Raw genomic sequence first — 19,832 nt, 5'->3', positions numbered from 1 at the left:
GCAATCGTTGGTTACATCTTTGATTTCTCGCGGAGTAACTTGTGATGCTGATAATCTTTTTGACTATCAGTCTGACTCCACAAGCACCCACACGAATTGCTTGATTCAGTTGTTAAAGAGCGGTTGGCTAAGCTTTCGCTCAACCGAGGCGCGCATTCTACAGCAGCCTCTGTTGCTGTCAAGCGGTTATTTTAAGATGTTTCCAAAGTTTCCTTTGTAACATCAACCACTTGCGCTTTCGATCTCTCGTTAGCGGGAGGCGAATTCTACAGCGTTACACGCTGCTGTCAACACCTTATTTCCTGCTTCGATGAATTGAAGCTGACACCGTCAAAATCATCCAACTCATTGATATACAAGGAGTTTTCCGTTTCGACTGCGCCGGAAGTGGTGCGAATTATAGGCCGCTATAATTCTTAGTCAAGGGTTAATTAACGCTCTCTATATATAAGACAAATTCAAAAGCATATTGCGCACTATATTGCACACTGCACGCCACTTGAGCATGATGCCTGACCTTTACACACTTATCGCCCAGGCATACCCCGCAATGACACAGTCCTCTCGTAGCCTCGTATCGACGCTATTACCTGTTGGCCTACTCCTTATCGCCATGGCCTCAATCCAATCAGGTGCGTCGCTCGCAAAAAGCATGTTCCCCGTTGTGGGCGCGCAAGGCACGACAACCCTGCGCTTGATATTTGCCAGCATCATCATGCTACTGATACTGCGCCCCTGGAGAGCCAAGCTCACCGCCAAATCGCTCAAGACCGTCATTGTTTACGGTATAGCGCTAGGCGGCATGAACCTGCTCTTCTATATGTCACTGCGTACCGTCCCGCTGGGGATTGCAGTTGCACTTGAATTCACAGGCCCGCTGGCGGTCGCTATCTTCTCTTCACGCAAGGCAATCGACTTTGTGTGGATAGGCCTGGCAATTACCGGGCTTTTACTGCTTATCCCTATAGGAGAAGGCGCACAAGGCATCGATCTTGTCGGCGCAGCCTATGCACTCGGAGCTGGCGTGTGTTGGGCGCTGTATATCCTCTTCGGGCAGAAAGCAGGCGCAGATAACGGCGTCCAGACAGCAGCCTTGGGCGTCATTATTGCGGCACTGTTTATTGCCCCCGTGGGCATTGTTCATGCAGGCAGCGCGCTATTGACCCCAGCCCTGATCCCGATCGCCCTTGCTGTCGCGTTATTGTCCACTGCCCTGCCCTACACGTTAGAGATGATCGCTCTTACGCGCATGCCTACCCGTACGTTTGGAACCCTGATGAGTATTGAGCCTGCCTTTGGAGCGCTGTCGGGGCTACTGTTTCTGCATGAGGTTCTGTCTGTCACACAATGGATAGCTATCCTGTGCATTATCATGGCCTCGGTCGGCGCGACCCTCACAATGCGTGGTCACTCAGCACCTGTCAGCACAGACAATTAGTCACCTATTTGACACAGTTCTGGTAATTGACTCTCATTTAGAGGATGTTTATAGGCCGAATGTGTCACTTGGGGCGATTCCGGATAAGGACATCCAAAGGAGCAACTGAATGATCAACCGCTCACCGCACCACGTAAATCTGACGTAAACGCTTTAAGGACAGGAATGAAACGATTTTTGGTAGTTTTGGCCGTGCTCATGATCTCCGGCTGCGCTGCGACCTCCGAAACCGCCGTCAAACGTGGCAAGCGTGGCTTGCACATCAACTGCTCTGGTTTATCGTCGTCTTGGGATAAATGCTACGCGGAGGCCGTAAAGGCGTGCGGAGACAAGGGATACCGAGTTGTTGCCAAGTCAGGCGATGGCACTGAAGAACCTGGGGATTACCCTTTCGGATTGAACCCCGCCGGCTATACCAGTCGCAGCATGATCGTCCTTTGCAGATAACAGCCCAAGTCTCTGTCACGTAACCCACTCAGTCGAGTACGTGACAGAGCGCCCTCGCACTTTAAGAAAGTGCTGCTGTTCGAGCCTGCAACCACGCTAAAGCATCACCTTCAAGCAATGGGCTCAACCGCTCACTAACCTGCTCGTGATAATCATTAAGCCACTCAAGCTCCTCATGCGTCAGCAGAGAAGCTTCAAGGCAACGCGTATCAATCGGGCAGAGCGTCAGGGTTTCAAACTTGAGAAACTCACCAAACTCCGAGACGCCAGCCTCGCGATTCAACACCAGGTTCTCAATTCGCACGCCCCAACGACCTGGGCGATATGTACCCGGCTCAATTGACGTAATCATGCCGGGCTGCATCGCAGTGTGCGGTGCTGCAGCTGCCTGATAGGCAATTACCTGCGGTCCCTCATGCACGTTCAAGAAGTAACCGACGCCATGCCCTGTACCATGCCCGTAATCAACGTTATCAGCCCAGATCGGTGCCCGGGCGATGCCATCAAGCAAAGGTGACAGAATCCCCTTTGGAAATTGGGCACGCGACAAAGCAATCACACCTTTAAGCACGCGGGTGCAGTCGTGCTTTTGCTCGCGTGAAGGAGTACCGACAGGCACCATGCGAGTGATATCGGTGGTCCCCCCCAGATACTGACCACCCGAGTCGATAAGCAATAAGCCATTCCCCTCAATGACGGCGTGCTCTTGCTCGGTCGCGTGGTAATGCGGCATTGCGCCATTGGCGTTAAAAGCCGCAATGGTATTGAAGCTCAGCGATACAAAGCCCGGGCGACGTGCACGCGCAGCGCTCAACTGCTCATCAATGGTCAGCTCCGTGATGCGCTCATGACCCAAGGCCGCTTCGAGCCAGGCAAAGAACTCGCAAAGCGCAGCGCCATCCTGCTCCATGGCCTGGCGGATGTGAACCGCATCATCAAGGCTCTTTTGCGACTTGGCGAACGTGGTCGGATTCAGCCCCTCAACGAACGTCACCTCACGGTTCACGTTGTTGAGCAAACCGCAAGTGACGCGTGCAGGATCTATCAGCAGCCGAGTTGTTGCCGGCAGCGCAGCCAGAGCCGAATTGATCTCGGTGTAATCACGCAAATTGACGCCATCACGCTTAAGAGTGTCTCGCAGCTCAACACCCACCTTTTCCAGATCAACAAACAACGTCGCCCGATCAGGCTCAATCAATGCAAACGAGACAAAGACCGGGTTAAAAGAAACATCAGACCCACGCAAGTTAAACAGCCAGGCAATATCATCCAGCGTGGCGATAAAGTGCGCATCGGCGTTACGCTGCTTAAGCGTTTCGCGCAGCTTCGCCAACTTGTCTACTCGGCTCACGGTGGCTTGAGGTGGTAAATGTTCATACACCGGCTGTTTAGGCAGCGCGGGACGATCAGCCCACACCAGGCTCAATATATCGATATCGGTACGCAGAACAGCGCTACGCTCTTTGAGCTTGCTCTCCAAAGTGCGCGCGGATGCCAACGCCAGAACAGCACCATCAACCGATACCGTCGCCCCTTGCGGAGCTTGTTCTGCCAACCAGTCCAGAGGGCCTGGCTGGCCAGGTTGCAGCTTGACCAGTTCGATAGTGCTACCGGCAAGCTCTTTGCCAGCTTGCTCCCAGTAACGGCTGTCTGCCCACAACCCGGCAAAGGTCGGGGTCACGATCAACGTACCGACTGAACCGTGAAAGCCTGACAGCCATTGACGCCCCTGCCAGTAGGCAGGCAAATACTCGGAGAGGTGTGGGTCGGCCGAGGGAACCAACAGCGCATAAATGCCGTTCTGCTCCATCAAAGCGCGAGTCCGCGCCAAACGCTGCACCACAGATTCCTGATTCAACGGCTGAATACTCATCCTCTCTCCTGCTGGCCACGGTTGTTTTTCTTCGTCGCGGATAATGGAGCAGTCATCAAGACTGGGCAACCGCCCAAAAAGGTGCAGGCGCTGCAATGGCAGCTTTGATGGCGTTTACCGCGACATCAATGTCCTGCTCGCGGGTAAAACGCCCAAGGCTCAAGCGAATGGTTCTCGCCGCCTTAGCTGCATCATGGCCCACAGCAAGCAGCACGTGCGACGGGGCTTTGCTGGCCGAATTGCACGCCGAGGTTGCCGAGTAGGCCAGCACTGCACTCAGTGCCGAACTATTGAAGTGCCCTTCACCGAACGTCAGGCTCAAGGTATGAGGGATTCGCTGGGTCGGACAACCATTACATTGCACACCCGGCACATCAGCCAATTGCTCAAGCAACCGCTGGCGAAGGCCCTGAATATGCGCAAGCTCCTGGGTAAACGATTCACGGGCAATGGCAAAAGCTGCGCCCATGCCGGCGATCTGATGGGTTGCCAAGGTGCCGGAACGCAGTCCGGACTCATGGCCACCGCCATGGATCTGGGCCTGCAAACGATCTTGCGCACGCGTCCCGACATACAGGGCACCAATCCCTTTGGGACCGTAGAGCTTGTGCCCCGAGAACGACATCAAGTCCACCGCCCACTCTTGCAGGTCGATGGCGACCTTGCCTGCCCCTTGTGCCGCATCAACATGAAACAACGCACCGTGCTCGCGAACCAGTCGCCCGATAGCAGGAACGTCATTCACCGTTCCCAGCTCATTGTTGACCAACATCACCGACACCAGCAGCGTGTCCGAACGCAGCGCAGAACGGACTTTGTCGACACTGACCAGACCATTACTGTCTGGGGTCAGGTACGTCACATCGAAACCTGACGCCTCTAAAAAGTGCGCGGTATCCAACACCGCCTTGTGCTCGATCTGGCTAGTAATGATGTGCCCGCGCGATTCGCGGCTGGCCTGGGCAACGCCCTTCAAAGCCAGGTTATTGGACTCGGTGGCGCCCGAGGTCCAGATGATGTGCTCTGGTTGTGCGTTGACCAACTGCGCAACCTGCTCACGCGCGAGCTCTACCGCCTGCCGGGCAGACTGGCCGAAAGCATGTGAGCCAGACGCCGGATTTCCAAAATTGCCTTCAAAACCCAGGCACTCGACCATCACCTGAATGACACGATCGTCCACAGGCGTGGTGGCGGCGTAATCGAAATAAAGAGGTCGTTTGTTCATTGTGCAAACCCACTGAGCGCATTCCGGAATCAGGCAGTGCTTGATAGCAGAAAAGTGAAACCGCGTGAAAAGCGCGGCATTTAGAAATAACCGATTGAACAGCTCAAACAAAGAGGCAGCGCCGAGAAAACCTGTAGGAGCCTTCCCAAACTCAGCCAAACGCTAATACATAGCCTTATAAAGCGCTAAAAGTAGGGTGTTATGCAAGTCCGATATGCCATAAGGATATATAAATATGGAATTACGTTAGTTTACGGAATATCAAAATCCCCTTATAAAGTCGCCTTCGGCTTTCCTTTTGTGGGCAGAGCCCCCGATAAAAGGAGCTGTCCATTGCAGCTTTTAACATTACCGTCGACTCCGGCACTCGCGACCTCCATAAGGGCCACGGCCCAAGTGTTTGAAGATCCCGTGTCCAAGGCGTTACTGGCTCATCTGCAACAAATAGCTCCCAGCGACGCCAGCGTCTTGATCATTGGCGAAACAGGCACTGGCAAAGAGCTGGTAGCCCGACACATTCATCAACTCAGCCACCGTCATCAGCAGCCTTTTGTCGCCGTCAACTGCGGCGCATTTGCCGAGTCGCTGGTCGAAGCCGAATTGTTCGGTCACGAAAAAGGCGCCTTCACCGGTGCATTAGCGGCCAAAGCGGGCTGGTTTGAAGAGGCTGACGGCGGCACCTTGTTTCTGGATGAAATCGGCGACTTGCCGCTGCCCATTCAAGTGAAACTGCTGCGCGTATTGCAAGAGCAGGAAGTCGTCAGGCTCGGCTCGCGCAAAAGCACGCCGATCAATGTCCGGGTACTGGCAGCCACCAACGTCAACCTTGAGCAGGCCATTGAAGCGGGGCATTTTCGCGAAGACCTCTACTACCGCCTGAATGTTGTGAGCCTGGTGCTGCGCCCATTGCGTGAGCGACCAGGAGATATCCTGCCACTGGCCAGACACTTCCTGCACACCTATCGGCAACGTCTGCAACACGGGCCGTCGACGCTCAGCCCATGCGCCGAAGAAGCCCTCACGCAACACCCGTGGCAGGGCAACATCCGCGAACTGGAAAACGTCATGCATCACAGCTTGTTGCTGTGCCGCAATCAGACCATTTCCGTGCAAGACCTGCGACTGTCCCCTACACGCGTAAGGCGTCAGGAAACACCCGGGCCGTCACACGTGCATTCGCAAGACAGCACCCAGGACCTTCTGCAACGCGCGTTTCGCAGGCTGTTCGAAGAAGAACCCGGTGCCCTGCATGAAACGGTTGAAGACAGCCTGCTGCGCGCCGCCTACGAGTTTTGCCATCACAATCAGGTGCATACCGCCAAACTGCTGGGCTTGAGCCGCAACGTCACACGTACCCGCCTGATCAAGCTTGGCGCCTTATCAGTGAACACCCGCCGCGCTGACTCACCGGCCTCCTCCCCCTATTTGCAACAATCCATCTAGCTAAACAGCAGCAGCCTGGTGACGGCTGCTGCTGAGTCGAACTTATAGAGCAGACGTACTGATCAGCCGTTGCCTGGGCAACCGTTGCCCGTGATAAAAGGCTTGTCGCCGCTTCCTGCGGTTATGGGTAAGATGGCTGCCTCCTTCAGCGCATCGCGCATACGTCCCGCCGAACTAAGTCGACCTCATGCCTTTTGATCTCAGCCTCAGCGTAGATTTGACCACCCTCGCCATTTTGGCCGCCGTTGCATTTGTCGCCGGTTTTATCGACGCGATTGCGGGCGGTGGCGGCTTGCTGACCACCCCTGCCCTGCTGACCGCCGGCCTACCGCCGCACTTGGTATTGGGCACCAACAAATTGAGTTCTACATTCGGCGCAGCCACGGCCAGCTTCACCTTTTACCGGCGCAAACTGTTCCATCCTCGCGAGTGGAAGCTGGCTATTTTCGGCACCCTGACAGGCGCCTTGATCGGCGCTATCGCTGCCCACTACATGCCGGCTGAATGGCTCAACAAAATGCTGCCTGTGATCGTTTTCGGTTGCGGGCTGTACTTGCTGTTTGGCGGCACGCCTAAAACCCCGATCGACAACGACGCACCGATCAAAAAGAAATGGCAACTGCCACAAGGTATTGGCCTGGGTTTCTATGATGGCGTAGCGGGCCCGGGAACCGGTGCGTTCTGGACCGTCAGCAGCATGCTGCTTTACCCCATCGACTTGGTGAAGGCCAGCGGGGTCGCCCGCAGCATGAACTTCGTCAGCAACATCACGGCACTGTCGATATTCATCTTCTCCGGGCATGTGGACTGGATCATCGGTCTGACCATGGGCTTTGCAGTCATGATCGGCGCCTTCTTTGGCGCCCGCAGCGCAATCAGCGGCGGGGCCAAATTCATTCGACCGGTGTTCATCACCGTGGTCCTGGGGCTGACGGTGCGTCTAGCCTGGCAACACTGGTTCGACATGGCCTAAACGCCGCGCCACGTACAGGTCGATGAGATAACGCGCGATCGAGCGCGACGCCGGCAATGGCGGCAAGTGGTGAATGTTGAACCACTGCGCATCTTCAATTTCGTCGGCCTGGGGCACTATGTCACCGCCCGCATACTCCGCATGAAAGCCCAGCATCATCGAGTGCGGGAACGGCCAGCACTGACTGCCCACATACTGAATATTCTTGACCTGGACCTGCACTTCTTCGTGCACCTCGCGAATCAGGCAGTCTTCGGCCGACTCACCCGGCTCAGCAAAACCGGCCAAGGTGCTGTAAACACCTGGCACAAAGCGTGGCGAACGCGCCAGCAAGACTTCATCGCCACGGGTAATCAGCACGATCATGCTCGGTGAAATACGCGGATAGCTGCGCAAGTCACACGGCGCACAATACATCGCCCGCTCCCTCGGCACCTGTGTCATGACCTGCCCGCAACTGCCACAAAAACGGTGCTCACGGGCCCACGTGCCAATTTGCGCAGCGTAACCCAACACCTTGTACAGCGTATGGTCGCCTTGCAGCATAAACGCGCGCAAACCCTGCCACTGGCAGCCCTGAACCTGAGCAGTGCCCTTCAGTTCCAGCAGGTAGACCGGCTCGCCGTCCAGATGGCCAATGCCATGCTCAGCCAAAACCGGCAGGTCCTGACGCTTGAGCCATTCACGTGGAAACAAAGGGCCATTGTCGTCGAGCAAAAAACCCTCTGGGCCACGCGCCACGGCCAAGCCGCCAGCAAAATCGGTGTCCAGTACTGCCGTAGTCCAACGCGAAGTCATCACAACATCCCAAGTCAAGTTGAGGTGCGACGCGGCGACCGCGTCAATCCTGAAATTCAGGCTTTTGTTTGCTCATATGTGCTGCCATGGCCAAACGCAAGTCCGTGGATTGCAACATGGCCGCGTTCCAGGTGGCAACATATTCAAGGCCATCATCGACACGGTGATCGCGCATGTAACCGATCATTTGCTTGGTCCCGCCCACTGCAATCGGCGATTTGCCAGCGATGTCTTGGGCAATGGCCATCACCCCCTCCAGCAAACGCTCATGATCACTGTAGACCCGGTTGACCAGGCCAATACTGCGCGCTTCTTCAGCGTCGACCATGCGGCCCGTATACGCCAGTTCCCGAAGCATGCCGTCACCAATAATGCGCGGCAAACGTTGCAAAGTGCCGACATCGGCGGCCATACCCATGTCGATTTCTTTGATCGAAAACTGCGCATCTGCTGCGGCATAACGCATGTCACAGGCCGCGATCAAATCAATGGCGCCCCCCAGGCAATAACCCTGGACAGCGGCCAGAACAGGTTTGCGGCATTGATCAACAGCATTGAACGAGGCCTGCATTTGCAGGATTTTGCGTCGTAGCAGGCGAGCGTTACGCCCGACATCCTTGCCCAGCTCATTGGCCACCGACGCCAGCAGCATCAAATCAATACCGGCCGAAAAGTGCTTGCCGGCGCCACTGATCACCACCACCCGCACGGCATCGGTTTCATCGATCCACTGAAAAATCTCGATGATCTCAGTCCAGAATGCCGCATTCATCGCATTGACCTTTTCAGGTCGGTTGATCGTCACGTGGGCGATGCTGTCGTTTAACTCAACCGTGAAAGCCTGGTATTCGGACATAACCTGAATCCTTTTTGGGGCGTTGTCGCCGATCAATGAGCGAGCGACTATAACAAGCAGCGCGCCCCGAAAAAGACCGTGATTACGCCAAAAACCGGACAAAGTGGCGTCTTGGATCAGCCATCAAGCTTCAGGACAAAACGCTCAAGTGCCTTCGCCACGCCATCGTCCTCGTTGCTTGCGGTGACATACATCGCCTGCTTGCGGATCGCCTCGTCTGCCTGACCCATGGCAACCGACAGCCCGGCACGCTTGAACATCGCCGGGTCATTGCCTCCATCACCCAAAGCCATGGTGCGCTCCAGCGGCACCCCTAAACGCGCAGCCAAGGTGGCAAGTGCCTCGCCCTTGTTGGCATGCAAGGCTGTCACATCCAGATAAAACGACTGCGAGCGACTGGCCAGCGCCTCGTCACCCAATACACCTTGGAGCTGATGCTCAAGCTCGACCAGCAACGGAGCATTACGACTGGCCGCGACAATTTTGTCGACCCGCTGCAAATAGTCATCAAACTCAGTGACCACCCGCGGAGCAAAGCCCAGCGCATTCTGCTCCTGCGCCACCATGGGCCCATCGGGGTCGCGCAACAACCATTGATCATCGGCAAACACCCAGACTTCAACGTCGTGGTCAGCCAGTACATTCAACGTCGTTTTCACTGCCTTATAGGGCACGGGATGCGTTTGCAGGTAACTGCCATCAGGGTTAACCAGCACCCCGCCGTTAAAGGCAGCCGTTGGCAACTCGATACCCAGCTGTTTGATCTGCTCACGCATGCCTCGCGGCGGTCGCCCAGTGGCCAGCGTGAAGTACACGCCCGCAGCCTGCAGCGCTTTTACCGCCGCCAACGTGCGCGGGCTGATGCTGTGATCGCGTTTGAGCAACGTGCCGTCCATGTCGCACAGCACCAACTGAATCGGCTCTTGCGTCGGCGTGCTCATTCGATGTCCAGCCATACGCGGCCATCGCGGGCCAACAAATCCCTGGCGGCCTGCGGCCCGTCTTCACCGGCTTTGTAGAAGTGTACGTCCGTCTGCTCACGCCAGGCATCGAGAAAAGGCTGCACGCCGCGCCAGCCGTTTTCGATGTTATCGGCCCGCTGAAACAAGGTTTGATCGCCAGTCAGGCAGTCATAAATCAAGGTCTCGTAGCCGGTAGACGGCTGCACCTCAAAGAAGTCCTTGTAGGCAAAACCCAGCTCAATATTGGCCATATTCAGACCCGGACCAGGACGTTTAGCCTGCAAGTCAAACCACATGCCTTCATTGGGCTGGATGCGGATACGCAGATAGTTGGGCTTCAAGCGTTCCACTTCAGTATCGCGAAACTGTGCGTAAGGCGCGGGTTTAAAGCAGATCGCAATTTCGGTGTCACGCGCGCTCATGCGCTTGCCGGTGCGCAGGTAAAACGGCACGCCTACCCAGCGCCAGTTGTCGATCATCACTTTGAGGGCGACAAAGGTCTCCGTGGAGCTGTCTGCGGCCACGTTGTTTTCTTCACGATAACCGGGCACAGGCTTGCCACCCGACTCGCCCGCCGTGTATTGACCACGCACCGAGTTTTTGTGCGCGTCTTCAATCGACCACGGCCGAATCGCGCCAATCACTTTGGCCTTTTCGCCGCGCACCGCATCCGCGCCAAACGCAGCCGGTGGCTCCATCGCCACCATGGCCAACAACTGGAACAGGTGGTTAGGCAACATGTCGCGCAAGGCGCCGGTGTTTTCGTAAAAGCTGCCACGGGTCTCGACCCCGACCGTTTCAGCGGCCGTGATCTGCACGTGGTCGATGTAATGGTTGTTCCAGAACGACTCAAAAAGCCCGTTGGAAAAACGGCTGACCAAAATATTCTGGACCGTTTCCTTGCCCAGATAATGGTCAATCCGGTAGATCTGCTTCTCGCTCATGACACTCAACAGGCAAGCGTTCAAGGCTTGCGCCGTGTCGACATCCGAGCCAAAAGGTTTTTCAATCACTACCCGGCGAAAGGCCTCCGGGGTTTCTTTAAGCAGCCCGCTGGCACCCAGCCGCTGCACCACTTCGCTGAAAAAGCGCGGGGCAGTGGCCAGGTAAAACACCGCGTTGCCCGTGCCACTGGCGAAAATCTTCTGTTCCAGCGCCGCGTAGGTGCTGTCGTCAAGGAAATCGCCCTGCACATAACTGATGTTTTTCGCTAAGCGGGCCCACAAGTCAGCATTCAGGCCCTGACCATCAGGATGGTTGACCTTGCTGGCGGCCTCCGTGCGAATGAAGTCCTCCAGCTTCTTGGCAAAGCCCTCATCACTGATCGCATTGTGGTCAACGCCCACAATGCGTAAGCCATCGTCCAGCAAACCGTCCCGAGTCAAGTTGTACAGCGCCGGCATTAACAAGCGCTTTACCAGATCACCATGGGCCCCAAACAGAAACAGAGTGGTAGGAGGCGCAGGTTTAACGTTGGATTTGCTGGACGGTTCGGTCATTTTTTAGGCGTCTCCACATGGCCGCCGAAACCAAAGCGCATGGCCGACAACAATTTGTCGCCATACAGGCTTTGCTGGCGCGAGCTATAACGGGCAAACAGGGCGTTGGACAGAACAGGCACCGGCGTCGACTGCTCCATGGCAGCCTCGATGGTCCAGCGGCCTTCGCCGCTGTCAGCCACGGCGCCCGAGTAACCGTCCAGCGGTGCGTCAACGGCCAGAGCGTCGGCGGTCAAGTCCAGCAACCAGGACGACACCACACTGCCACGACGCCACACTTCAGCGATATCGCCCAGGTTCAGGTCAAAACGCTGGTCTTCAGGCAGGTTCTCACCGCCTTTCATCTTCATCAGGTTGAAGCCTTCGGCATACGCCTGCATCAAGCCGTACTCGATACCGTTGTGCACCATTTTGACGAAGTGCCCTGCACCCGCCGGGCCTGCGTGGATGTAACCGCGCTCGGCGCGATCGTCATCAGACACACGATCCTTGGTCCGTGGAATATCGCCCAGGCCCGGGGCCAGCGCAGCAAACAGCGGGTCCAGGTGTTTAACCACTTGCGTGTCACCGCCGATCATCATGCAGTAACCGCGCTCCAGGCCCCAGACGCCGCCCGAAGTGCCGACGTCGACATAACGAATGCCTTTTTCAGCCAGCGCTTTGGAACGACGAATATCGTCTTTATAGAAGGTGTTACCGCCATCGATGATGATGTCATCGGCGTCGAGCAGTTGGCTCAGGGTATCGATTGTGTCTTCGGTCGGTGCGCCAGACGGCAGCATGACCCACACAGCGCGAGGCTTGGCCAGGCCAGCCACCAGCGCAGGCAGGTCAGCAACGCCGGTAGCGCCGTCCTGTTCCAGAGCACTGACGAAATCGGTATTGCGGTCAAAAACCACGGTGGTATGCCCATTGAGCATCAGACGCCGTGCGATGTTCCCGCCCATACGGCCCAATCCAATAATTCCCAACTGCATGTACTGTTGCTCCCAACGGCAAATAAATAGGTGTACAGCACCTTAGTTCAGCAATGCTTAAGGTGCTCGGCTAAGGATTAGTCCTATCGCATGGCGCATAGTTTCGCACATGCAGCGGGGCAGATTCCCGATTGAATCCACTCAGCGGACGGATGAACGGCGATCTGCACAAAAAAACACCAAAAACCCCTCCCCAACCGTAGGAGCGAGCTTGTCTCGCGATTTTTTAAAGATCAAAAGATCGCGAGACAAGCTCGCTCCTACGACTAGCCATCAGCTCCCCTCGAAGTTTCATCTCCCGCACAAAGTTTTCACATGACTTTTGTGACAATTGATCACTTTGTGGCTGTTTTATTTTCAGACAGCCCGCACGCGTTGTGCCGGGTCCTACGGCGTCAACCATTCAAGCTGTATTGCGCTGGAGTGTTGTATGGGGTTGTTTAAACGCAGTAATGCATCTGCGAACAGGTTCGATTGGGCTGGTTTAGGCTGGTTGTTTCTATTCTTCTGGTACTTTTCCGGCATCACTCAACTGTTGATACAGCTCACCGGTACTTCGGGCTTTTCAGGCTTTCGCCAGGCATTCGTGATGAGCGCCCTGTGGTTGGCGCCGATGCTGATGTTCCCCGCCCGCACCAGGATCATGGCCGCGGTGATCGGCGTGGTGCTGTGGGCCTGCTCCATGGCCAGCCTTGGCTATTTCTTTATCTATCAGCAAGAGTTCTCGCAAAGCGTCATCTTCATCATGTTCGAGTCGAACACCTCTGAAGCCGGCGAGTACATGACGCAATACTTTGCCTGGTGGATGGTGCTGGCCTTCCTGGCGCATACCGCGTTCGCGGTTTTCCTCTGGACACGCCTGCGCCCGGTGTACCTGCCCCGCGCCCAAGCCTGGGCCGCAGCCCTGGCGATCGTGCTCGCAGTGGTCGGCTACCCGCTGATCAAACAGACCCTTAAACACGACACCTTCGCCTCAGCCCTCGAAAGCTTTGAAAGCCGCGTAGAACCTGCCGTGCCGTGGCAAATGGTGGTCGCCTATCGTCGTTATCTGCAACAACTGGACAGCATGCAAGGCATGCTCGCCAGCGCCAGCAAAATCCCGCCGCTCACCAACCTCACAGACGAAGAAGCAGGCCAACCGACAACCCTGGTACTGGTCATCGGTGAGTCCACCAACCGCCAGCGCATGAGCCTGTACGGTTACCCTCGCGAAACCACGCCCAACCTGGACAAATTGCGCGACCAACTGGCGATCTTTGACAACGTCGTCACGCCGCGTCCTTACACCATCGAAGCCCTGCAACAAGTGCTGACCTTCGCCGACGAAGAAAACCCGGACTTGTACCTCAGCACTCCGTCGCTGGTCAGCGTGATGAAACAAGCGGGTTACAAAACCTTCTGGATCACCAACCAGCAGACCATGACCAAACGCAACACCATGCTCACCACCTTCTCCGAGCAGGCTGACCAACAGGTCTACCTCAATAACAACCGCAACCAGAATGCCCGCCAATATGACGGCGATGTCCTGGAGCCCTTTAACAAGATCCTGGCCGACAGCGCACCGCGCAAACTCATCGTGATTCACTTGCTCGGTACTCACATGAGTTATCAGTACCGCTACCCGCCGACCTTCGACAAATTCACCGACCGTACTGGCGCGCCTGCCGGGTTGAGCGATGACCAGATCCCCACCTACAACAGTTACGACAACGCGGTGCTGTATAACGACTTCGTGGTGTCGAGCCTGATCAAGGACTTCGCAAAAACTGACCCGAACGGCTTTCTGCTGTATTTGTCCGACCACGGTGAAGACGTGTTCGACTCTGTGGGCCACGACACTCTGGGGCGCAACGAGGCCAAGCCAACCGCGCCGATGTACACCATCCCCTTTTTGGCCTGGGCATCGCCCAAATGGCGTGAAGACCACACCTGGGATTTCGCCGGTGATCTGGACCGCCCTTACAGCAGCTCACAGTTCATCCACACCTGGGCAGACCTGGCCGGGTTAAGCGCTAAAGAGCTGGATGACAAGAAGAGCCTGGTCAGCGACGAGTTTGTCGTGCGCCCGCAATTGATAGGCGACCCCTACTCTCGCCCGCAAAAAGCCCTGATTGATTTCAGCCTGATCAAGCCAAAAGCGGCGCAGGTGCAAAGCGCGGTCAATTAATAGAGGCACAACGGGGCGCCCTTGGCGCCCCGTTGTTATTGCATAAGCCCGCTGTTACAGCGGCTTGTTCCAAAACAGCATACGCCCGTGGGCCGGGTCCAGTTGCCCTGCGCTAAACCCGAATTTGCGGTAAGAACCCTGAGCTACAGGGTTGCCTTCCAGCACTTCGAGGGTGATTTTGCAGCAACCGCGTTCCCGCGCAATGGCCTCAACCTTTTCCAGCATTTTTTGGCTCAGACCCAAGCCACGGTAGGTATCGACCACTGACACGTCGTGCACGTTGACCAGCGGCTTCCCCGCGAACGTCGAAAAACCTTCAAAGCAGTTAACCAGCCCGGCGGCCTTGCCATCCACAAATGCCAGCACGCTGAAAGCATGCGCACGCTTGGCCAACTCGCCCGGCAATTGCTCCAGTACCTGGGCTGATAACGCCTCGCCGCCGCCCATAGGATCTTGCGCGTAGTGATTCAAAACGTCTCGCAGGGCTTGAGCGTGAACCGGGTCCGTATAGTTTGCTTGTACGATTACCACTTGCGACATTGCACATCTTCCCCAGGGTCTGATTTTATTTTGATAGCCTGCGACCTTAGCGTGCCAGCAGTGACGCAAACAAGTATTCGTCTCAAGGGCGCTGTGGCGGGTCAATGCTCTGCATCAGCTCAACAATATTTGCGGCCAGCGCGTCGGCATCCTGATAAATGCGGATATGCCGAAACTGCGCGTTATCACGATGGTATTGCGCTGCATCGACAGCCGGGCCACCGACCATTTTCTGGCTGATCAAAAGCAAGTCAAACTCACCAGGTTTGGCGTCGCGCAGTCCTTTTAGCGCATCAACTGCGCGCAAAGGAGCTACTCGGTGGTATCCCGCCAGATTGAGCGCCCTGTCAATTTTTAACGCCTGCTCGGTATCAGAGTCTGCGATCAATATTCGTAAAGACTTATTCGGCATAGTGGTTTAACCGTCGTCACACGTCGTTGCGTTGAATGTTTAAACAAAACAGCCCGTTTCAACGATTAATAGGTGGGGTGTCTTGTTTTTCAAGCCCCGCCTGTCTCCAGATCACTGCGCCCCCCCTGATGCTGCATGTGCTCCTCCAGAGCGCGGGCAAAGCGCTCCATCTCTGCATGCAGCGCATCCACACACGGGAGAATTAACGCCGGATCGGCCAAAGCGCTCGCGGCCTCAAGTTGCTCGCAACAACGCATCAAGCCTTTGGCCTGGACCAGTGCAACAGCTCCTTTGATCTTGTGCGCCAGCGCAGCCAGCCCTTGAAAATCATCGCTGACAAAAAGCTGCATCAACTGCACAAGATCCTCTTCGGTATTGACGGCCATCTCCGTCAGCAACTGATGCACCAACGCGTCATCGCACTGAGCCAATTGTTGGAGGTAGGCCAAGTCAATTTTATCGTGGCCTTCGGCAAGCGGTTCGGCGTAAGACACGTTTGCAGGACCTGGAGTTCCGAAGGCCAGGCACAGACTCAAGTCCTGCAGGCTGATCGGCTTGAACAGACACTGATCCATCCCCGCTTGCCGACAACGTTCAATTTCTTCGGGCTGGGCATTGGCCGTCAGGCCCAAAACAAGGCATGGTTCAAGCGCCCGCCCAGCCTCGTCGCTGCGTATGGCGCGGGCCAAATCGTAGCCATTCATGACCGGCATGTTGCAATCGGTAATGACCACGTCAAACCTGCCCGCGCGCCACGCCACCAGGCCTTGAGCACCGTTCTCGGCATCAATGACACGGTGCCCCAGGTAACTCAATTGTTGAGCCAGCAGCATCCGGTTGGCCGGGTAGTCGTCCACCACCAGAATGCTCATCGAGCCCGGCGAGGCCAGCCCTTCTACCTCGTCATCTGCTTGCCCGGCATCGGGTTCAAGGCGCGGCACATTGAGGCTGATAACAACGTGAGTGCCTTTGCCCAGCTCACTGCTCATCTGAATCGTCCCGCCCATCATTTCGCAAAGCGTGCGGCAAATCACCAGCCCCAGCCCTGAGCCGCTGCGAGCCGATTGATGATTGTTGCTGGCTTGGACAAACGGGCTAAACAGTCGACGTAGATCCTCCTCGCCAATACCTGCTCCGGTGTCATCAACCCGTATACCAATCTCTACCTGCGACCCGTCAGGGTGAGGCTGCACGTTCAACGTCAGACGGACTTCACCCTGCTCGGTAAACTTGATGGCATTGCTCAGTACATTGGAAACAATTTGTTTAAAGCGCATCGGGTCGATCAACACGTCGATGTCTGCAGCCGATGTAGCGGGTTCATACACCAGGCTCAGATGTTTCTGCCGGGCCAAACCATCAAACATACGCACGACCGACATCACCAACGCCTGCACATTGGCGCGTTTGGGGCTCAATGACAGATGCCCGGACTCAATGCGCGCGATGTCCAGAATATCGCCGATCAACTCCAGCAGTTCGCGAGCAGCCCCCGACGCCACCTCAATGGCCAGCCGGTCCATAACGCCCTGATCAGCTTTTTTCATCGCCAACTCAAGCATGCCGATCACTGCATTCATGGGCGTGCGGATTTCATGGCTCATGGTGGCTAAAAACGTGGTTTTGGCGCGGTTCGCCTCATCGGCCTGTTGCTTGGCAGTTTGCACTTGCTCCAGCAATTGCTGGCGCCTGGCGACACTGCGACGCAAATAGGCAATCCAGCCAAACGCGAGCAACAGCAGCACTGCTGCAATGGCAAAGCCCTGGAGAATCGCAGCCCGATTACGCAACCAATAACTTTCGCCCTCCGGCGAGTCATTGCGCCAGCGGTTGGTCAGCACGCTCATGTCTTCAGGAGAAATACTCAGCAACGCCTTGTCCAGAATTCCATGCAACTCAGGAGCATCGAGCGCAGTGGCAAAACCAATCTGTGCAGGCTGAGTACCCACCGTACTGGTGATGTGCAACTGCCCGTTAAAACGCCGTGAAATCATGTAGCGCGCACTAATCAACGCGTTAATGGCGCCATCCGCCTTGCCTGCGACCACCATCGCCATGGCATCGGCAGCGTTGTCTGCCTCCAGCAGTTGGATGCGGGGGTAGTGCCGCAATACAAACTCGCGCAACACATTGCCTCGCACCAGCACCAGGCGCTGGCCCGCCATCTCATCCAGGGTGTCAGGGCTCTCAAGTCGGGTAGAGGTCACCAGCACAAACGGCGTGGTCAGATAAGGCCGGGTAAACAGCAACTGCGCTTCGCGATAGACGCTAGGGGTGAAGGCGCCGATGACATCGGCTTTGCCGCTGCTGACCAGACCGATCAGGTCTTGCACCGAGTCGCCTTTAACCACCTCGAACTCAATACCGGTGCGCGCGCTGATATTAAACAGCACATCGGCGCTGACGCCTTTAAACACACCCTGCTCGTCAATAAACGACAGCGGCAAGTATTGATCATTGATCGCCACCCGCAGGCGCGGATGCGCATCCAGCCAATGCTGTTCGCTGGCGGTCAGGTTCAGCCGCGAATGGCTACTCACTTGCGGCCCCTCCGAACTCCAGCGGCGCAGAATCGTCATCCGCTCACTGGCCGGAATCGCCGCCAGCCCCGCATTGACTATGCGCAGCAACCGGGCGTTATCGCGCGCCAGCGCAAACGCAAAAGGGCTGACATCGATGCGCGAGAAGTCGGCCAATTGCACATTGTTGAGGTAGTTCTTATTGATCAGGTAGTTGGCGCTGATGAAGTCCCCCAGGTAAGCATCAGCCTGACCAAACGCCACAGCGCCAATAGCACTCAGTGTTGAGGGATAAAGCTGCAACTCGGCTTTGGGGTAAAACGCCCGGACTTCTTGTGGAGGCAGATAGTGATCTAGCATGGCCAAGCGCTTGCCTGCCAGATCAGCCGGCATCACCGGTTGGTTAGCGCTGCGCGTTACCAGTGTGGGCGAGTCGTCGGCATAGGCCTGGCTCAGCACCAGTGCGCGGTCTTGCGCTTCAAAGCCGTTGGCGCTGCTCAGCAAGTCCAGCTCGCCGCGCTTGAGCGCGTTTATCGCCAGCGACCTTGAGGCATAGCGTTTAACGTCAACATTAACGTGCAACAACTCGGACAGTAGCTGCATGTAATCGGCCGTCAGCCCTTCAAAGTCCTGATCATTGCCGGTCATGTCAAAGGGCGCGTAATCCGGTGCCGAAATGCCCAGCCGCAAGGTGTCGTGCTGTTTGAGCCATTGCCAGTCGGGCGCCTCAAGCACCACGTTGTAGGCTTCGACATTTGAGCGACCCAACAACTGCAACGATTGCACCGATGGCTGTGCCAGTGCGCAAGGCCAGCCCAGAACCAGCAACACGATTAATAGCCCGTGCTGCACGAAAAGCTTCATTTAAATCAAGCCATTACGTTTGGCAAATTCCGCCAGATAAACAACTGACTTCATGTTTAATTTTTCGATTAAACGCGCCTTATAGGTACTGATGGTCTTGCTACTCAGAGTCATATCCAGTGCAATTTGTTTATTACTTACACCTCTTGCAAGTTGCTGCAAAATAGTTAACTCGCGAGCCGACAAACTTTCAATCAATTCGATATCCGTCAATGTTGCATCACTGTTACGAACCGAACTGATCGCCAGGTTAGGGAAAAACGTATAACCGTCCATGATCGTCCTGACCGCCCGTTGCAACTCGCTGAGTTCCTGGTTTTTCGTCACGAACCCGGCTGCACCGGCTTTCATACAACGCTGCGAATAAAACAGCGCCGCCTGGGAGGTCAGCACCAAAATCCGGCAGGTCAGCCCGGACGCCTTGATCCGGCTGATCACCTCCAAACCGTCCAGACCCGGCATGGTGATGTCCAGGACCACCAGATCGACCGCATGCTGACGCGCCAACTGCACCGTATCGATTCCGTTAGTTGCTTCAGCCACCACGGTGTAACCCTGATTCTCCAAAAGCAGTCGCACAGCGGTGCGAATCAAGGAGTGATCATCGGCAATCAAGACTTTGTACATTTCAACCCCTGCCAAAAACTGCCAATAACAGGACGTGCGCGGCGTAAATCTATTCTTTCGAATAGATAACACCGTAACTTCCTCATGATTAACGTGCTTATGAACACAAGGGAAAGTATAGGATATTTCCTACAAACCTCCCGTGCGTCCTCACCGATACTTGAACGCAACATCGCGATACCCGATTGAAATCAAGCCGCGAATAATCA

16 protein-coding genes are annotated in these 19,832 nt (G+C 56.0%); 5 read left to right on the top strand and 11 right to left on the bottom strand.

All coding sequences use genetic code 11. The features are described from left to right. The first annotated feature begins 550 nt into the window (after positions 1-550). Both rhtA and QMX84_RS17605 read left to right on the top strand, forming a co-directional pair. Positions 551-1,438 (top strand): threonine/homoserine exporter RhtA, encoded by an 888-nt coding sequence (gene rhtA / locus QMX84_RS17610; protein WP_262125268.1) that lies wholly within the window; start codon positions 551-553, stop codon positions 1,436-1,438. A 165-nt stretch (positions 1,439-1,603) separates the two neighbouring features. Beyond that, positions 1,604-1,885 (top strand): hypothetical protein, encoded by a 282-nt coding sequence (locus QMX84_RS17605; protein ID WP_048373188.1) that lies wholly within the window; start codon positions 1,604-1,606, stop codon positions 1,883-1,885. Positions 1,886-1,946: 61 nt separating this feature from the next. On the opposite strand, the gene QMX84_RS17600 is transcribed toward QMX84_RS17605, so the two are convergent. Together QMX84_RS17600 and QMX84_RS17595 are read right to left on the bottom strand one after the other, a co-directional pair. Then, positions 1,947-3,758, bottom strand: coding sequence for an aminopeptidase P family protein (locus tag QMX84_RS17600; RefSeq protein ID WP_262125270.1), 1,812 nt, complete (start codon positions 3,756-3,758; stop codon positions 1,947-1,949). A gap of 55 nt (positions 3,759-3,813) precedes the next feature. After that, positions 3,814-4,983, bottom strand: coding sequence for an aminotransferase class V-fold PLP-dependent enzyme (locus QMX84_RS17595; RefSeq protein WP_282364403.1), 1,170 nt, complete (start codon positions 4,981-4,983; stop codon positions 3,814-3,816). 333 nt (positions 4,984-5,316) lie between these two features. Between QMX84_RS17595 and QMX84_RS17590 the strand changes: the two genes are divergently transcribed. Next, a complete protein-coding gene (locus QMX84_RS17590; protein ID WP_123750126.1) occupies positions 5,317-6,426 on the top strand; it encodes a sigma-54 dependent transcriptional regulator in 1,110 nt (369 codons plus the stop codon). A 187-nt stretch (positions 6,427-6,613) separates the two neighbouring features. After that, positions 6,614-7,399 (top strand): TSUP family transporter, encoded by a 786-nt coding sequence (locus QMX84_RS17585; RefSeq protein ID WP_048373180.1) that lies wholly within the window; start codon positions 6,614-6,616, stop codon positions 7,397-7,399. On the opposite strand, the gene nudC is transcribed toward QMX84_RS17585, so the two are convergent. From nudC to gnd, 5 genes are all read right to left on the bottom strand, one after another. Then, positions 7,367-8,197, bottom strand: a complete 831-nt coding sequence (gene nudC, locus QMX84_RS17580) for an NAD(+) diphosphatase (RefSeq protein ID WP_282364402.1) — start codon at positions 8,195-8,197, stop codon at positions 7,367-7,369. The two genes, QMX84_RS17585 and nudC, sit on opposite strands and share 33 nt — an antisense overlap. Positions 8,198-8,240: 43 nt before the next feature. After that, positions 8,241-9,053, bottom strand: coding sequence for a crotonase/enoyl-CoA hydratase family protein (locus QMX84_RS17575; protein WP_282364401.1), 813 nt, complete (start codon positions 9,051-9,053; stop codon positions 8,241-8,243). Between the two features lie 116 nt (positions 9,054-9,169). Further along, positions 9,170-9,994 carry a Cof-type HAD-IIB family hydrolase gene (locus tag QMX84_RS17570; RefSeq protein ID WP_282364400.1) on the bottom strand — a complete coding sequence of 275 codons (825 nt, stop codon included), beginning with the start codon at positions 9,992-9,994 and terminating at the stop codon, positions 9,170-9,172. Then, a complete protein-coding gene (zwf, locus tag QMX84_RS17565) occupies positions 9,991-11,514 on the bottom strand; it encodes a glucose-6-phosphate dehydrogenase (protein WP_282364399.1) in 1,524 nt (507 codons plus the stop codon). The genes QMX84_RS17570 and zwf overlap by 4 nt, the downstream gene beginning before the upstream one ends. Further along, entirely contained in the window at positions 11,511-12,491 is a 981-nt protein-coding gene (gnd, locus tag QMX84_RS17560) for a phosphogluconate dehydrogenase (NAD(+)-dependent, decarboxylating) (RefSeq protein WP_048373167.1), read from the bottom strand. Before gnd ends, zwf begins: the two co-directional genes overlap by 4 nt. A 430-nt stretch (positions 12,492-12,921) precedes the next feature. Here gnd and QMX84_RS17555 point away from each other — a divergent pair, with 430 nt between their 5' ends. Further along, complete coding sequence (locus tag QMX84_RS17555) at positions 12,922-14,661, top strand: phosphoethanolamine transferase CptA (RefSeq protein WP_282364398.1); 1,740 nt, start codon at positions 12,922-12,924, stop codon at positions 14,659-14,661. Between the two features lie 54 nt (positions 14,662-14,715). On the opposite strand, the gene QMX84_RS17550 is transcribed toward QMX84_RS17555, so the two are convergent. The 4 genes from QMX84_RS17550 to QMX84_RS17535 form a co-directional block, all read right to left on the bottom strand. Next, on the bottom strand, positions 14,716-15,201 hold the full coding sequence (locus QMX84_RS17550; RefSeq protein ID WP_262125279.1) for a GNAT family N-acetyltransferase: 486 nt from the start codon (positions 15,199-15,201) through the stop codon (positions 14,716-14,718). An 82-nt stretch (positions 15,202-15,283) separates the two neighbouring features. Further along, positions 15,284-15,613 (bottom strand): hypothetical protein, encoded by a 330-nt coding sequence (locus QMX84_RS17545; protein WP_282364397.1) that lies wholly within the window; start codon positions 15,611-15,613, stop codon positions 15,284-15,286. Positions 15,614-15,702: 89 nt separating this feature from the next. Continuing rightward, positions 15,703-18,996 carry a transporter substrate-binding domain-containing protein gene (locus tag QMX84_RS17540; RefSeq protein ID WP_282364396.1) on the bottom strand — a complete coding sequence of 1,098 codons (3,294 nt, stop codon included), beginning with the start codon at positions 18,994-18,996 and terminating at the stop codon, positions 15,703-15,705. Beyond that, positions 18,997-19,623: a response regulator transcription factor gene (locus QMX84_RS17535; protein ID WP_153333653.1), complete on the bottom strand. Its 627-nt coding sequence runs from the start codon at positions 19,621-19,623 to the stop codon at positions 18,997-18,999. Positions 19,624-19,832: the final 209 nt, after the last annotated feature.

Source organism: Pseudomonas sp. PS01297, from assembly GCF_029959305.1.
GTDB classification, from domain to species: domain Bacteria; phylum Pseudomonadota; class Gammaproteobacteria; order Pseudomonadales; family Pseudomonadaceae; genus Aquipseudomonas; species Aquipseudomonas helleri.
This window is presented reverse-complemented; position numbering and strand designations above follow the sequence as displayed.

What these genes read in the sequence shown, in the direction of transcription:
- rhtA (WP_262125268.1), top strand. Translation starts at nt 551, where the DNA reads ATGACACAGTCCTCTCGTAGCCTCGTATCGACGCTATTACCTGTTGGC.
- QMX84_RS17605 (WP_048373188.1), top strand. Translation starts at nt 1,604, where the DNA reads ATGAAACGATTTTTGGTAGTTTTGGCCGTGCTCATGATCTCCGGCTGC.
- QMX84_RS17600 (WP_262125270.1), bottom strand. Translation starts at nt 3,758, where the DNA reads ATGAGTATTCAGCCGTTGAATCAGGAATCTGTGGTGCAGCGTTTGGCG.
- QMX84_RS17595 (WP_282364403.1), bottom strand. Translation starts at nt 4,983, where the DNA reads ATGAACAAACGACCTCTTTATTTCGATTACGCCGCCACCACGCCTGTG.
- QMX84_RS17585 (WP_048373180.1), top strand. Translation starts at nt 6,614, where the DNA reads ATGCCTTTTGATCTCAGCCTCAGCGTAGATTTGACCACCCTCGCCATT.
- nudC (WP_282364402.1), bottom strand. Translation starts at nt 8,197, where the DNA reads ATGACTTCGCGTTGGACTACGGCAGTACTGGACACCGATTTTGCTGGC.
- QMX84_RS17575 (WP_282364401.1), bottom strand. Translation starts at nt 9,053, where the DNA reads ATGTCCGAATACCAGGCTTTCACGGTTGAGTTAAACGACAGCATCGCC.
- QMX84_RS17570 (WP_282364400.1), bottom strand. Translation starts at nt 9,994, where the DNA reads ATGAGCACGCCGACGCAAGAGCCGATTCAGTTGGTGCTGTGCGACATG.
- zwf (WP_282364399.1), bottom strand. Translation starts at nt 11,514, where the DNA reads ATGACCGAACCGTCCAGCAAATCCAACGTTAAACCTGCGCCTCCTACC.
- gnd (WP_048373167.1), bottom strand. Translation starts at nt 12,491, where the DNA reads ATGCAGTTGGGAATTATTGGATTGGGCCGTATGGGCGGGAACATCGCA.
- QMX84_RS17555 (WP_282364398.1), top strand. Translation starts at nt 12,922, where the DNA reads ATGGGGTTGTTTAAACGCAGTAATGCATCTGCGAACAGGTTCGATTGG.
- QMX84_RS17550 (WP_262125279.1), bottom strand. Translation starts at nt 15,201, where the DNA reads ATGTCGCAAGTGGTAATCGTACAAGCAAACTATACGGACCCGGTTCAC.
- QMX84_RS17545 (WP_282364397.1), bottom strand. Translation starts at nt 15,613, where the DNA reads ATGCCGAATAAGTCTTTACGAATATTGATCGCAGACTCTGATACCGAG.
- QMX84_RS17540 (WP_282364396.1), bottom strand. Translation starts at nt 18,996, where the DNA reads ATGAAGCTTTTCGTGCAGCACGGGCTATTAATCGTGTTGCTGGTTCTG.
- QMX84_RS17535 (WP_153333653.1), bottom strand. Translation starts at nt 19,623, where the DNA reads ATGTACAAAGTCTTGATTGCCGATGATCACTCCTTGATTCGCACCGCT.